The organism is Vibrio pomeroyi, assembly GCA_041879425.1.
In the GTDB taxonomy this organism is placed as follows: domain Bacteria; phylum Pseudomonadota; class Gammaproteobacteria; order Enterobacterales; family Vibrionaceae; genus Vibrio; species Vibrio pomeroyi_A.
The window spans coordinates 323,778-338,749 of record CP090855.1; the positions used below are offsets into that span (position 1 = coordinate 323,778).

At 41.8% G+C, this 14,972-nt stretch carries 11 protein-coding genes; 6 read left to right on the forward strand and 5 right to left on the reverse strand.

Annotated elements, in window-relative coordinates:
* Positions 1 to 138: 138 nt before the first annotated feature.
* The 4 genes from L0992_17515 to L0992_17530 are packed head-to-tail and all read right to left on the reverse strand — an operon-like array spanning position 139 to position 6,896.
* Positions 139 to 1,524: a diguanylate cyclase gene (locus L0992_17515; GenBank protein ID XGB69827.1), complete on the reverse strand. Its 1,386-nt coding sequence runs from the start codon at positions 1,522 to 1,524 to the stop codon at positions 139 to 141.
* A complete protein-coding gene (locus L0992_17520; GenBank protein ID XGB69828.1) occupies positions 1,521 to 2,108 on the reverse strand; it encodes a response regulator transcription factor in 588 nt (195 codons plus the stop codon). Before L0992_17520 ends, L0992_17515 begins: the two co-directional genes overlap by 4 nt.
* Positions 2,105 to 3,271 carry an EAL domain-containing protein gene (locus L0992_17525; protein ID XGB69829.1) on the reverse strand — a complete coding sequence of 389 codons (1,167 nt, stop codon included), beginning with the start codon at positions 3,269 to 3,271 and terminating at the stop codon, positions 2,105 to 2,107. Before L0992_17525 ends, L0992_17520 begins: the two co-directional genes overlap by 4 nt.
* Positions 3,261 to 6,896 carry a transporter substrate-binding domain-containing protein gene (locus L0992_17530; GenBank protein ID XGB69830.1) on the reverse strand — a complete coding sequence of 1,212 codons (3,636 nt, stop codon included), beginning with the start codon at positions 6,894 to 6,896 and terminating at the stop codon, positions 3,261 to 3,263. Before L0992_17530 ends, L0992_17525 begins: the two co-directional genes overlap by 11 nt.
* A 981-nt stretch (positions 6,897 to 7,877) precedes the next feature.
* Between L0992_17530 and L0992_17535 the strand changes: the two genes are divergently transcribed.
* The 5 genes from L0992_17535 to L0992_17555 all read left to right on the forward strand — a co-directional run bounded on the left by L0992_17535 (position 7,878) and on the right by L0992_17555 (position 12,700).
* Positions 7,878 to 8,837 (forward strand): DUF2860 domain-containing protein, encoded by a 960-nt coding sequence (locus L0992_17535; protein ID XGB69831.1) that lies wholly within the window; start codon positions 7,878 to 7,880, stop codon positions 8,835 to 8,837.
* A gap of 230 nt (positions 8,838 to 9,067) precedes the next feature.
* The gene (locus tag L0992_17540) at positions 9,068 to 9,799 is read left to right on the forward strand and encodes a winged helix-turn-helix domain-containing protein (GenBank protein XGB69832.1); all 732 of its coding nucleotides are present in this window, start codon (positions 9,068 to 9,070) and stop codon (positions 9,797 to 9,799) included.
* A 26-nt stretch (positions 9,800 to 9,825) separates the two neighbouring features.
* Positions 9,826 to 10,284 (forward strand): hypothetical protein, encoded by a 459-nt coding sequence (locus L0992_17545; protein ID XGB69833.1) that lies wholly within the window; start codon positions 9,826 to 9,828, stop codon positions 10,282 to 10,284.
* 180 nt (positions 10,285 to 10,464) lie between these two features.
* Positions 10,465 to 11,400 (forward strand): ribosome biogenesis GTPase YlqF, encoded by a 936-nt coding sequence (gene ylqF / locus L0992_17550; protein ID XGB69834.1) that lies wholly within the window; start codon positions 10,465 to 10,467, stop codon positions 11,398 to 11,400.
* Between the two features lie 274 nt (positions 11,401 to 11,674).
* Positions 11,675 to 12,700, forward strand: a complete 1,026-nt coding sequence (locus L0992_17555) for a GGDEF domain-containing protein (GenBank protein ID XGB69835.1) — start codon at positions 11,675 to 11,677, stop codon at positions 12,698 to 12,700.
* 205 nt (positions 12,701 to 12,905) lie between these two features.
* Here L0992_17555 and L0992_17560 read toward each other — a convergent pair whose 3' ends face one another.
* On the reverse strand, positions 12,906 to 13,451 hold the full coding sequence (locus L0992_17560; protein ID XGB69836.1) for a GNAT family N-acetyltransferase: 546 nt from the start codon (positions 13,449 to 13,451) through the stop codon (positions 12,906 to 12,908).
* Positions 13,452 to 13,617: 166 nt separating this feature from the next.
* On the opposite strand from L0992_17560, the gene L0992_17565 reads away from it, so the two are divergent.
* Positions 13,618 to 14,760 carry a fatty acid desaturase gene (locus tag L0992_17565; protein XGB69837.1) on the forward strand — a complete coding sequence of 381 codons (1,143 nt, stop codon included), beginning with the start codon at positions 13,618 to 13,620 and terminating at the stop codon, positions 14,758 to 14,760.
* Positions 14,761 to 14,972 lie beyond the last annotated feature (212 nt).

A 14,972-nucleotide genomic window follows, 5' to 3' on the forward strand; every position in this document is an offset into this window, starting at 1 on the left:
ACACGTTAGTATCTAAGTTTAGTCAATACAAGGGAGCGAGCCATTGCTGACGCTATCCTTTCCACCAGCCGCTAGATCTGACGTTCATCTAACATAACAAAACATCAAATCGATAAGTTAGCTAAAGTAAGCACCCAATTAGCGTTGTGCTTTTTGCTCATATAGCTTTTCATCGGCTTTGTGAAGCACACTTTCCAATGACTCAGTCGCACCTTTGAAGGCGACACCAACACTAACGGAAACATCAAAGCCCAATGAAGCGACTTTAGACTCTGTCACTTGCTTTTGTAGGACCTCTGAAGCTTTCTTAGCATTTTCAAAACTGCAATTCGGCATAATAACGATAAATTCATCGCCACCAACTCTTATCAAGAAGTCATCACGGCGAAAAACGTCTTTCATTGAATGAGCGATGTGTCGAATCACTTCATCCCCCCAACTGTGCCCTAGGTTATCGTTGATCTTTTTAATTCGGTCGCCATCGATGGCGATAACCGAACACGCTTTTCCTTGCACCGCTTGATTGAAAGATGTCTCGTTATAAATTCGTCGATTGTACAAACCTGTCAGCTCGTCCTTTAGTGCCGAGTGTTTCGCATCCACTAATTCGTCTTTGGCGATCCTGGCCTTATTGACATAAAAAAGATAATTAAGGCTAGTGAGCAATAAAACAACAAATACCCAAAAGTAATCAATAACCAATTTGGAATATGGGTAGCGATACGTGTAAGTAGTCTGGTTATCCGCAACCGTCGTCTTACTGTAATTGAGGTAGGAGTACGGGTAACCTGGATACGTTACTATTAAGTTGTTGGTGTTATTCTTCGTCTCGTAACCCACACCTAAACCACCGCTTATATAAAGGTCTATATTCACGTTCAACACATAGTCACCAATGATGTTCCCCTGGTCATACACTGGGGTCACAATCGAAATGATTTCCTTTTGGCTTATCAGCCCAATGTGAGGCGGCGATATGATCACCCTATCCGTCAATTGGTATTCTTTCGCGGTAATCGAACACACCTCACTTCCAAGACAAGTGTCTCGTGAAAGATGCGCTTCCGAGGGCGTAAAATTCTCAAACTTGTTTGGGAATATGTATTTTGAACCCGAATAAGAACGATAAAAATAGACAAAATTATCGTCGATACCACCGAGATTTTTGTATAACGAAATTTGATGCATTAAATGCCTAACAGCGATTTCGGCCTTGTTCAGTTCAGGATCACCAAGAGGATAAATGCTATCAACAAAGTTAATCTCATCAACACTGTCGAAGTCGTGGCTACCCACATCTGACGTTTGATTAATCTGAGATTCCGTAAACAAGCCCAGCAGAACTAAGTTGTCTTTATGTCTATCTAACTGCAACGTGCTTAAATCAAACTCTTTGATGTCATTGTTGATCGCTACCGTGCCAAAACTGATGACAAACAAGAGAAATGACATTGAAGAAAATGTCAGTGAGATCGTCGCCACTTTAAATTTTGGCATTAATTTGATGATTCGTTTAGTCGTCATAATTCAATCACTCTCGACAACTCGACAATACTGTCAACGCTGTACTTGGTAAGCATCCTTCTTTTGTAAGTACTGATTGTTTTCTCACTGATAGAGAGAAATTCGGCGGCATCTTTATTCGTCATTCCCTTAAGCAGTAACTTAGCGACCGTCGCTTCACGAGCAGAGAGCTTAAGTGTTCGTTTTACCTTTTGTGGGTCATTAATCTCTTTAAAAAACGAGTAACCTTTTGCAATGGCTTCAATTGCGTCTTTGAGTACGTTGTAATGCTCCGATTTACACACATAACCATGTGCTCCTACTTTGAACGCCATTTCGCTGTAGTACGCACTGGTCTCAGCTGAATAGAACACAACTCGCCCTTTGAATCCATGTGCTCTAATGCGACGATAAAAGTCGAAGCCATCGCAATCATTCAAATTCACATCCAAGATCAGTAAGTCGATGTTTGATTTACGAACAAACTCATTGGCCGTTTTCAACTCTGAAGCCACGTTGACTTGAGTAATATGAGGTGAAGATTCAACAAGTGATTTAATCGCAACACAAACCAAAGGATGATCATCGAAAATTAAACAGTTCATTTGATATCTATATCTATTTTTTTGACAAGTTCTAACGGCAACGGCTTAGAGACAAAATACCCCTGACACACTTCTACACCGTATTCCTTTAGCAAAGACCAAGTTTCGTGGTCTTCCACCCCTTCAGCGACAAGCTTAATGCCAAGGTTTTTCGCTAAGCCACATATTGATAAAACGATATTCTTTTTCTTTTGGTCATCTTTGATTTCAAAGACAAACGAACGGTCAATTTTCATTTCGTTGAACGGCAGTTGAGCCAACTTTTCCAAGGTCGAATTACCCGTTCCAAAATCATCGATCGATACAGTCACATCATTCACCCTCAGCTTAGTGAGGTTCTTGTACAAAGAGACACTGTTACGGTAAGTGTCACGCTCGGTGATCTCGATAATGAACGCCGAAGGGTTCACCTCTCGTTCTAGACATCGAGTAATAAAAGTTTGCGCAAAGTCGCTGTCTTCTAAATTGAACTGATCAACATTAATGGCGATTTTCTTGTCCAGATTTCGAATTTTGATGTCATCTAGCGCGTTGCTGAGAACGGTATCAAACAGCTCTGCTGACAATTTACATCGAGTCACAATAGGCAAAAACACATCTGGGGTTAGCACGCCGTATTCAGGGTGTACCCATCGAGCGAGCGCTTCATAACCAGACAAATGCTCCGTGACAAAGTCCACTTTAGGCTGGTAGTAGTTTTGTATTTGCCCATTGGCTAATGCCACCAGAAACTCTTCGTCGGTGACCTCGATCTTCTTTCTCGCAGGACAAGCTTTGTTGGCTGACTTGAGCCTCATTGCTAGCACATCTTCAATCGACTTCTGTGTATAGGGTTTCTCAATGATGTCTAACACATCAAATGGAAAGCCTTCACACATGGCACGAATAGCCGAAATCACCGTCAGTTCAACGGAGCTTATCAAGACAACATTGCCTTGGTAATTCGCTTCGTCCAACATAAACATCATGTCGATTCCGTCATGGACTGGCATTTGAATATCACAAAAGATGATGTCGTAATTTGTATCAGTAACGCTTTCACAAGCCTCTAACGCGTTATCGAAAACGGTAACCTTGCAGCTTAACTTGGTTAGCAGCTGTTCTAATAAGATCAGATGGATCGGGTGATCGTCGACAATCATGATATTAAGATTAGTGTTCATTGGCTTTTAACCACGCTTTTGTAAATTCAATTTCTGACTCAATAGCCCCGACCAATTTTTCTAACTTTTCTTTATTCGCTTTTGGTTCACAACACTCAACGTCTTCGCACAATTGTGATATTTCCGTTGCGCCGACGGCGTTTAACGCTCCTTTTACACGATGAATTGTTCGATTGATGGTTGGTGAATTGAAATCGAAATTCGCGACGTCCTCACTCATAGTATCGATAAACACCTTGGCAACCGCGATGGCGTCATTTGGTTCGAATCGTTCTAACCAGCTGGGAGTCAGGCCAACAGGCGTTGCGTGCTTCTCCAAAATATCCAATAACTTAGACACACTGTATGGCTTGTAAAGAATGTCATCGATCGCGATATCTTTGGTTTTCTCACGCGCTACTCGTGAGTCTTCCGCCGTGATACCAATCACGACAATATCTTTAAATTGTTCGCTGCTTTTGATCTTGCTTGCTAACTCATAACCATCCATTTCAGGCATGTGGAAATCAGTAAGCAATACCTTAATCGAGTTGTGATTGATGTAATCCCATGCTTGAAGTCCGGTATCCACAAATACAGGTTTGATGCCGAGTTCATTCATTTGTAATGTCATCACACTCTGGTTAATTGGATTATCTTCTGCGATAAGAACATCGCCATATTGCCAATCACTCACAGAGTCTGGAGTCAGTAAATTAACGGTGTGCTGATCTGGTCTCACGATCAAATTCAACAAGCTGTCTGGGTACTTCAACTGATCTTGTTCAATCGTCATTGAGTCATTCAAGTTTCGGCGAACCGTCATGCTGACAAGATTGGATTGCGAACTCTGCGTGATATAAAGATCAGGTGTATTCACAGATTCTGTTAGCTTCCACTCATGGCACCAACCTTTTAAGTTGTCAGGGAGATCTCGCGAATACGTTAGGCTCCTGATGGAATAGCCCTCATCATCGTCACATGGTACGAACGGGATAGAGACATTGATTGTGGTACCGCGATTAAACTCAGACTCAATCTGCAGTTCGCCATCCATGCATTGCAAGAGCTGATCAACAATGCTGAGCCCTAGCCCTGTTCCGCCATAGTGTCTTGTTATGCTGTCATCAGCTTGTACGAAGGGTTTCAGGACTTGCTGTTGTTGTGTTGGAGTCATGCCAATGCCGGTATCAGTTATCTCGACAACTAACTGATTATCGACAACTGCAACCACAACACTGATCTCACCTTCTGAGGTAAACTTCACGGCATTCGACAACAAATTTGTGAGTATTTGAGACACACGAATGCCATCAACCATCACCCATCGATAACTAAAGGAATGAATCTCAACACGGTAATTAAGGTTCTTGCTCTTAGAGATCGGTTCAAAGGTTCTGAATACATCACAAAGAAGCGGTAATAGTTCGACCTTTTCAGCTTTGACAGATAGCACGCCCGATTCGATCTTCGACAAATCAAGTACACCATCCACCAGCTTGTTTAAGTGATCGAGAGAGCGAATAGCTTGGTCGACTAAATGACTGTCTTTAGCGTTAACTGCATTGATCTTAATGATGTCGAGCAACCCATGCACAGCAGATAAAGGCGTGCGAAGTTCATGGCTCATGGTAGTGAGCAGGTTTTCTCTTGCTTCTACGGCAAGTTTGGCCTCTTTCTCAGCCTTGATTAACGCATTTTCACGTTTCTTTTGTGCAGATACATCAAGCAGAGATGTCAGGATAAAGCGCTTATCACTATTCGACGATGAGATCGTTTTACTCTCTCGGTGAACATGAGAGATATCTAGACGACAATCTTTAGCTAAGTGCGTATCGTTAAGGCTTTCACCGTCGATAATGGTTTTGATTTCAATCTGATTTCCGACCAATGAAGCTCCGCTCACTTGAGACTTCATGGTACAAATCTGACATTCGTTCGATTGAAACTTAGGACAGTTACTCAGTAATATCTCGTTCTTATCATTATGAATAAAAACGATATTGTTGATCTCTTGAATAATTTCAGAGAGCCAAATTTTTTCTTTTTCTTCGTTGCCAGCATTCAACTCCGCTAGCCTAACTTTGTAACGTAAGTTCACCAACAACAGATACGCAAGATACGACAGCGTAATAAACACAACCAATACCAAGGCAATCAACTTATTTACGTTACCGCTATCGTACCCATAGACTAAATCGAACTGGCGGTAATTTCGGCGAAGCTTTTCAATCTCTTCATCACTCACAGTATCAATGATACTGTTGAGTACATTCTTTAACTCGATGTTCTTCTTGGATACGGCAAACGCGATGGAGTAAGTGATCCCCTCTTCTTTATCTATCACGAATCCTTCTGACGAATCGTTTAAGATCATTGAATAGGTAATATCATTGGGTACATAAGCCGCAGAGATCTTGCCCGCTCTCAGATCATCAAGAATCTGCTTCATATTACGGTAACGGATGATGTTCCTGTCTTCATACTCACTAACGTTGATGATCCCCTGCTTACTAACGCTAAGTAAAATACCCTTTTTTTCTGTATGAGACTCAAGTTGGGCTTTATCGAGCGTCACTTTAGAAAAGCTCGCGCTCATAAATGGTTTCGTCAGTAACCACTGGGCAGCCCGAGTCTTTGTGCTGTCTCGGTATAGCACCGGGACAATATCTGCGCTGTAGGAATTGTAGCTCGACTCAAGATTAAGTTCCGGCACTACATAGTCAAAGCCAAGCCCAGTTCTTGATGAAAGCAGTGAAAGATATTCAACCAACATACCGTCGAGTTGCTGTTTTTCGTTTTCAAATAGAAAGGGATATGCCTCACCACTCGAGCTATAGGTAATCACGTCTTTACCGTTTTGATGTAATTTGTATTTCGATATGAGTTTGTCACTAACGTGATAAGGGTTCTTTGAGGCGACTGAGCGAATTCCTCGCCCTTTCACTTCCCACAAAAGAATCGAATTGATGTCTTCAATAAGATCAACGTTCTGTTTGCTAGATATAAAACTAATACTTTCTTCTGGTAACCAATCAGGAACATCAACTGCTCCTCTCATCACATCTTTATGATCGAGATATTCGTTTATTGATACGTAAGTAGTCATAAGTGCATCTGCTTTACCTACTAACACTGCATCAAAGGCGTCATCACGAGACTTAGCCTTATACATCTTCTTTGCACCTTGCTGCTCAACCTGTTCGCAGTAAACGCTTTTATCTATGCAAGCCCACGTTAGTGACTCTATAGGCTTACTTTTTAAGTACGAATCTCGATACCATACCGCTAAGGTGGTCGAAAAGATCGGTTCAGAGAACAAGAACCTTCGCTTTCGGTCTTCTGTTTCACTGAATCCTAATGCGCCGTCAATTCTATCGCTTTCAACGTCGTTCAGAAGTTCTGGAATATTGTCATACGGCTTAATTTCTAATTTCGAATTCAAAAACTGACTGATATTCGATAAGTAATCTAAGCTGATACCATAGATTGCCTCAAACTTTCCGCGTTCAGCATTGTTATTATTTGAGAGCACACCAACAACGATTTTGTCGCCCCTTTCTTCAGATGCGACAGAGGTCTCTGGAATGACAAAACAGACCAAAGCAATGGCAATAAAAGCAATTGTATTTCTATAGTTCAACATGTAACTTTCCTACAAAACAGGTCGGACATCCTAAACTTGACATCTAATTTGTCAAATTAGGCAATAACCCGTATTTGAAAATAAGTTACTGTTATTTAAAACTTAATATGAATAAGTAGGAAAATTCTCACAACCTTTTCCGCTAAGGACTACGAATTAGATTGTAGGGATTTGACATGGAACAATACTATTAAAGCAGCACTCAAAAACTCATTAATAAAATATATGTAATTATACAATTTTATTAAGATTTCATCATTGGTAACGACAATCTACTACACCATAATTGGTGCGGTGTTGTTACAAAAACGAAAACGGACAAAAGCAACAATGCTGTATAAATCGGCACAAATTAAAATAACAAAGAATATTTAACTACTATTTTCCTTAAACCATTCAGGTACAAAACCATACTTGCTCTTTCTTGGGTTATCTGTCTAACCGCATTTGTTAGAACTTGTCAGAATAATTACCAATTAGCAAAACCAAAGTATATTAAACTTATATCACATGCTAACAATATACATAGAAAGTGGTAGAATATTAGATTCTTTCAACGATAACTGCACTGTACCTAAATAGCCCCTTCACTAGTCACCGCACGACGCTCAGCATTTGTTGGAGTTTCTCTGCCTGCACCTTTTCTCTTTCTCAAGCATCTAAAAATACCTCAATCACCTAACCCCCCCCCCTGAGCGACCAATAAACAAAAGTGACAAAAAATAATAACTTCATTATTTCAATTACTTAATCGTGAATTATAAGGTCATTTTTTGTTGTTAGCTTTGCCTGCGTCATCTATGAATAATGCACAGCCAACATGTGCATTCACACCAATACTGTTGAGTTTCGTCACGTATATGAATATCGACGTGAGATTTCGAGAATACCGTGTGACATGTATAAAGAGTCGATTTCAAGGACCGCATGCTTATGAGCACCAACAAGGACGATTAAAGTAAGACTACTATTGAGATTGTTATGAACGCGATAAAATTGTCTGTAATTTCCCTGATTTCTGTAGCGACAGTAAACAGCGCGTACGCTGTAGAGTGGGACCAATTCAGTGGCGAGATTCTTTTTGCTACCCTCTATACTCATTCTGATTCAAACCTCTACACAGAGGGCAACCCAAACCTAGGCGAAGATTCCAAGCGCGGTGATAATGGTGATAAAACCCTGTTGTTTCCCCTTGGTATCGTTAACTTTGATTTCGGCGAAGACCGCGCACACCGCTTATATATGGGTACCTCTCGTGATGACTTATCCGTCGGTACATTAGCATTCGAGTTCGGTTACCAAAAAAAGTTGGATTCCGGTACCACCTTTGATCTAGCTTACCTACCAACCGTTATTCCAGGTGAAGTTTGGACAAACCCTTACGACGTTGACGAAGCTAGGCAAAAGACCGATGTTGATGGAGGGGCAATACGAGTAAAATTGAGTAACCTTGCAGAAACCAACATTTCTTTGGATATGGCCTATGCCTTCGCAGATGTCGAAGAAGATCATGTTCCTGATGAGCTTCTAGAGCGTGATAGCAAAGCTTATTTCATCAAAACCCAATATCTCTCGATGTTAAGCCCTCAATCTGGCATCAACTACGGAGTAAGCTACACCTTTCATGATGCTGAAGGTAAAGCAAACCAACATAATCGATATGCCGTTGAAGCCTCATATTTTTTTGTTTCTTCTACTTATGCTTTAGCAGTGACAGGCAATTATGCGCACAGCGATTACCGTGCAGACAATCCAGTATTCGAACGCAGCCGAGCAGATAACAGCTACAAGTTGTTTATCGCCTACGAATACAAAGACCTCGGCAGTTGGGAAAACTGGAGCGTCGCGACCTTTACCGGCACACGAAAGAATGAATCTAATATCGATTTCTTCACGCACCGTGAATGGCTACTGTCAGCGTCACTGAACTACGCTTTCTAACCTAGTTCGCAGCAATAACCTTTTAAGCCAAAGAAACACCGCTGAAACTAAACAAGCCGTTAGCTTCCATAGCTAGCGGCTTTTTATTACTTGCTTGTTGTTTGAGCACAAATAGTGGGCTAATACTTCAAACAAGGGCTACAGCGATACATTTCGACTTAGTGGCGATGGGTGGCGATAACGTAACTAAAATGCGATAATAAATTCAGTTTCTATTCAGTTATTTACCTATGGCCAAACTCACTTTAGAACCGCCTGTTTACCTGATTGGTGAATACTTATATTCATCAACATCAGGGGTATTGTCTAAGGACGATAACCTTACTCGTTTAAGAGCAAAAGAATCGGCTTTGCTGAATGCATTGATCAAGCGAGTTCCTGACGTTCTATCTCGTGAGAACATCGTTCAAGAGCTGTATGAAAACACCTATGCGACAGATGCGACGATCAATCAACTGGTCAAACGTTTAAGAAAGGCCATGGGAGACGACCAGCGCTCGCTGATTAGAACAATCCCAAAGCAAGGCTACTTGTTAGCCATAGCACCTAAATTAGTCGAAAAACACCCTCATTCTTCACCAGAAATACCTGCAAAATATTTAGCTGTAGAGCATGGAGACTTCGACCCTGTTGATGTCAAAGTTGAAGAACTGAACCGTGTAAACACCCATTCTATTCAACCGAAAGATGAAAGCCGCCTACAACGTTTTGGCGCTGCGACCGTGATAGGCTGTTTATTAGCAGTAGTCATAGGTTATGGACTGGGTTCTTGGTTCGCTCCATCGGCACGTTATCTAGAACAAGTTTCAGTGGTCGAAGCAGAAGCTCAACACATAGACACATTATCCCAAACACCAACAGTGGTTATCGACAACAATCAACAAGTTGTGGCGATCTATTTAAAAGACGATGAAGAATCCGTTCATTGTGCTTATCAAGAGCAAGTTACGTTATGCAATTAAAGTCGAAGCACTATAAAGTGCTCTCCATGTGGACGATATGTGTCGTGCTTGGTTATCTGCTATTCCAGCTGAACTACACACCAACTAAACCATTTACTGGGTTTTGGAGCGGTCACACGACTGTTGACTATGGCGAGCGCTCACTAAACATCAGCACTCAACTCATCATTGATGGCCCCGAATCTGAGAGTGCGCGGTTAATTACCACGTTCGAACCAAAATCTAGCACTGCTGCGCCTTTTCAAACCAGCGTCACCAGTAACATACAAGTTCAAGGGCGAGTCGACTCAAAGATCACCTTCTCTTTAACCGAATTAAATTACACCAACAAAGAAGCACTTGAAGCCTATTTGAACCGCCAGTTACCACAAACAGGTAGCCTAGTCTCAGGCAAATCATGGGCAGTCGATGATGATGAAATCTTCATGTACCTAACCCTCGCATTCGGTGAGAAAATGGGGGTTGTTCTTAAGCGTAGAGAGTAGGTGATTAGCTTTGTTACTAATCCTTTCCTAATCGCACCTCCCAGCTCATCTAACATCAGCTAAAATCATAGTGATGTGACGATAAACTTAAATCTTTATCGTCCCTTTATAGATATGGCTTTACACGCCCTATCCAACCTTTACAATGTGCAGCAAATATATTTATCAAGGTTTATCTCTATGTCTATTCAATGGTTTCCGGGTCACATGCATAAAGCCCGCAAAGAAATCGAAGAAGTTATCCCACAGGTTGATGTGATCATCGAAGTACTGGACGCTCGTATTCCGTTCAGTAGTGAAAACCCAATGATCTCTTCACTGCGCGGCGATAAGCCTTGTGTAAAAGTGTTGAACAAACGCGACCTTGCCGATCCTGAACTGACCCAACGTTGGATTGAGCACTTCGAGAAAGAGCAAGGCGTTAAAGCGATTGCAATCACCACCAGCGTTAAAGAAGAAGTTAACCACGTCATGGAGTTGGTCCGCAAACTTGCACCGCACCGTGAACAGATGGGCAAAAACATTCGTACGATGATCATGGGTATCCCTAACGTAGGTAAATCAACCATCATCAACTGCTTGGCTGGACGTACGATTGCGGTAACCGGTAACCAACCAGCGGTAACTCGTCGCCAACAACGTATCAACCTGCAGAACGGCGTGATTCTTTCAGATACTCCAGGAATCCTTTGGCCTAAAGTGGAAAACCCACACAGTGGTTTCCGCCTAGCAGCAACGGGCGCTGTGAAAGATACGGCGATGGAATATGATGAAGTGGCATTCTACACCGTTGAGTATCTAGCAAAGCAATACCCTCACCTATTGCAAGAACGTTACCAAATCGAAGAGTTGCCAGAGTCAGACATCGAGTTGATGGAAGCGATTGGCCGCAAGCGTGGTGCACTTCGTGCAGGTGGTCATATCGACCTTCACAAATGTTCTGAGATTCTACTTCACGAACTGCGTAACGGTACTCTAGGTAAAGTCACTCTAGAGCTACCGGAAATGATCACTAAAGAATTGGTTGAAGTGGAAGAAGCTGCGGCACTGAAAGCTGAGCAGCAAGCGAAGAAGAAAGAAGAGCGCCGTAAGCGTTACTTGAAGAATAAGCGTTAATCGCGATTAGCTTTCTAAGCGTTCTTATTAACCACTCTCGCACCTACTACTAAGATATTCGCGTTCTATATACTTTAGAACGTGAATATTGTCCCCATGGTTTGTTGATCTAGCTAACATACTGACAAATCTATAGAAACTGCCGTTTACAATCACAAACACTGTGACATACTACGCAAATTATTGTGTATCAATTACGGCTAGCTTTTCAATGCGCTCCTATTCTGGGTTCAAAAATCAGAGATTTAAAACCTATTTCGATAATGAAATTTATTTGCCGTACATAAATTTCATCTACATCCCGATCTCAATATTCTGTGCTTTTATTGTCACCGACTACATCCATTTTGGTACAGAGTGCCTTGGCCCCATCATTTCACGATTCATACTCTTTATATTGATGATGGTTGTCGCCAGATATTGCATAAAAAACAAACCCAACGTTTTAGAACTCGTCGAGAGCATATTCCTTGTTATTAGCTCACTGTTTTTGATCTATGTTGGTCGACTCGCTGTTGAGCTGAACAATTTCGATTACCAAGGTGGCATCATTCTCGTCATGATCTACATCGGTACCTTTTCAAGGTTATCTGCCAAGTACAGCATCACAACACTTTCCTTTATCTTTTCCTCCTATCTTATCGGCCTTGCTCCCTTGCTCTATGACGCAGAACCTAAACACGAGATAGAGACTATTTCAGTCTACCTTTCTGCCTATATCCTAATCTCGGCGGCTTGTATTAGACGTGATTTAGAAGTGCATAAGCGTTTTGCGCAATCAGAACAACTGCGCAAACAAGCTATACAGTTGCGTAAACAGTCTAATATGTTCGAAGCCCTTTCCTATCAAGATGCACTTACGAGTTGCTACAACCGCCTGTACCTTCATCAAGTGATAGAACCGAGTATCAATCGTCAGCTATCGATCACTTCAATCATGATCGATATCGACCATTTCAAATCGATTAACGATACCTACGGTCATCAAATGGGTGATATGGTAATCAAAGAATTGGCGGCGGAGATTCAAAAGAGATTGCCAAGCAGTAGCAACTGTTTTCGATATGGCGGTGAAGAGTTTCTCGTGATGGTACAAGGCGAGACGGAAGCATCAATAAAATTATTGGTCGACTCCCTTCTAGAGTCTCCATCTCGTCTTAGGTTAGAAGTAACCATTTCGATAGGAGTAAAGCATGCGCCAATGGCGATTGGCTCTGTCGAGCAACTCATCGATGATGCCGACCAAGCGCTCTACATTTCTAAGAAAAACGGCAGGAACCAAGTTACTTGGTGTGATTAGCCGTTTTTATCAAGCTCTACTATTCCCTCTCATAATGATTACAGCTATTAAAAAGCCCCGAGCAATTAAATGCTCGGGGCTTTGACTTTTCGGTTTCAGTTTTAACGTGTCTTCAGAAAAACTACGTTAAAGCAACAAACCTATGTTCAAAAAACTCTTATTCAGCAAGCTCTGAGTCAGCCAACTCTTAGTCAATAAGAAGCTATTAAGAATAGGCTGTGCTGGCTGTCTTCTGTTCAAGTTCGACCGGAGAGCCCCAAGAGATCACTTTTTCGTTCACTTGGCTGCCACACGGTGCGTTCCAAACTTGTTCTAGCTCTTCTTTACCACCAATCGCTTCATAGAATGCAATGGCTTGATGGTTTTCAGACATCACCTCTAGGTAAAGCCCTGAATCCGAGTAATATTGTTGCAACCACTTCGACAGTTCAGACAATAAGCGCTTGCCTACGCCGCGACCACGGTAATTATTATCTACATGTAACGCATCAATGAACGTGCCACGCTCAAAGTTGTGATTACCAAACGCGCAGACAAAACCAACCAGTAAACCGCCTTCTTCAAGCAATAAAACATGTTGGTTGAAAGGAGGATTTATCAAACGAGTCTGCCAAATAACAGATCTGTCCTCCAAAACATCATGTTCTAGGTAATCATCAGCAAGAATGCCACGGTAATATAGCTTCCAGCTATCCGCGTGTAATTGGGCAATCCGCTCATAATCTTTATATTCAGCTACCTTAATTTCCATTTATTAGCCCTTAGTACTTCCATTTATGACTTGCTACTACATTTCACACTACCTTTATACAATATTTAAGCAAAACATACTAATACACGTTTACACTTTCAATATTGACTTACACGTGTACGCTGATATTCTAGCGCACAGATGTAAGCTCAATGGAAATTTGCTAATGAATAGTGCTGACAAACCATCAACAAAAAAGCCGCCGTTAATCTGGCTTAATATTTTTGTATTCTCTTTTAGTATGCTGCTTGCTGTTGTTGCAGCTCCCGTTTATGGCTATTTTTTTGGCTATGGAATGGAGCACTGGATATGGCTAGCGATCTGTTTTACGTTTTGTAATCTGTCGATCACGACGGGCTATCACCGTTTATGGTCTCACAAGGCATTTGAAGCACATTCAAGCCTAAGATTCCTATTTGCTTTAGGTGGTGCCTTTGCCCTGCAGAACAGCGCTCTCCATTGGTCTTCTGATCACCGTGTGCATCACAAGCATGTCGATAACAACGACAAAGACCCGTACTCTGCAAAACGCGGCTTTTGGTACTCGCACATTGGTTGGATGATTCGTAACTACAGCACCTCAATGTATGAAAACTATGAAAACTGTCGTGACCTGAAGAAAGACAAGATCGTAATGTGGCAGCACAAGCACTACGTTCTTCTGGCGTTGATCATGAACTTCGGTGTTCCTATCGCCTTAGGCGTGATTTACGGTGATGTGATTGGCATGTTGTTAATCGTCGGTGCAGTTCGTTTGGTCCTTAACCACCACACAACATTCTTCATCAACTCTCTTGCTCACATCTGGGGTAGCCAACCTTTTACTGACAAAAACACAGCGCGTGATAACGGTGTGCTAGCAGTACTCACTTTCGGCGAAGGCTACCACAACTTCCACCACATCTTTGAGAATGACTACCGTAATGGTATTTACTGGTGGCAATACGATCCAACGAAATGGTTGATTAAGAGTGCTTCATTGATGGGCTTAGCAAGTAAACTAAAGAAAACGCCTCAAGCTCGCATTGAAAAAGCTGAAGCGACAATGCTGCTTAAGCGCACACAGCAAAAGATCATGCACCGTGCCGACAAGCAACAAATCGCAGATAAGCTTCAACAAGAGTTTGATGCTCTAGTGTCAAACATGAACGAGTACTACGAAGTCAAAAAGCAACTACTTGAAAGCAAACGCGAAGACGTGGTGAAAAAATACGAACATTCTGTACTTAAAGTTCGTTACCAGCAAATCAAAATGAACTTCGAACAGCAGAAGAAAAATTGGGCGATGACGGTTGAGCAATATGCTTAAGTTAAAACAATACGCTTAACACACCAATAACAAAGCTGTTTGCTTATTATTCGAAAGCCCTCATATTACTATGAGGGCTTTTTATTAGCATAACCTACTCGGCTCTAGATCTATGCTCTCGAGTTTGAATTGTGGATGCCAAGAACCATAGTTATTGGATTCCCGAGCTCTTTCTTCAAACTAAAATATGGCTATATTACTGGAACTTATCG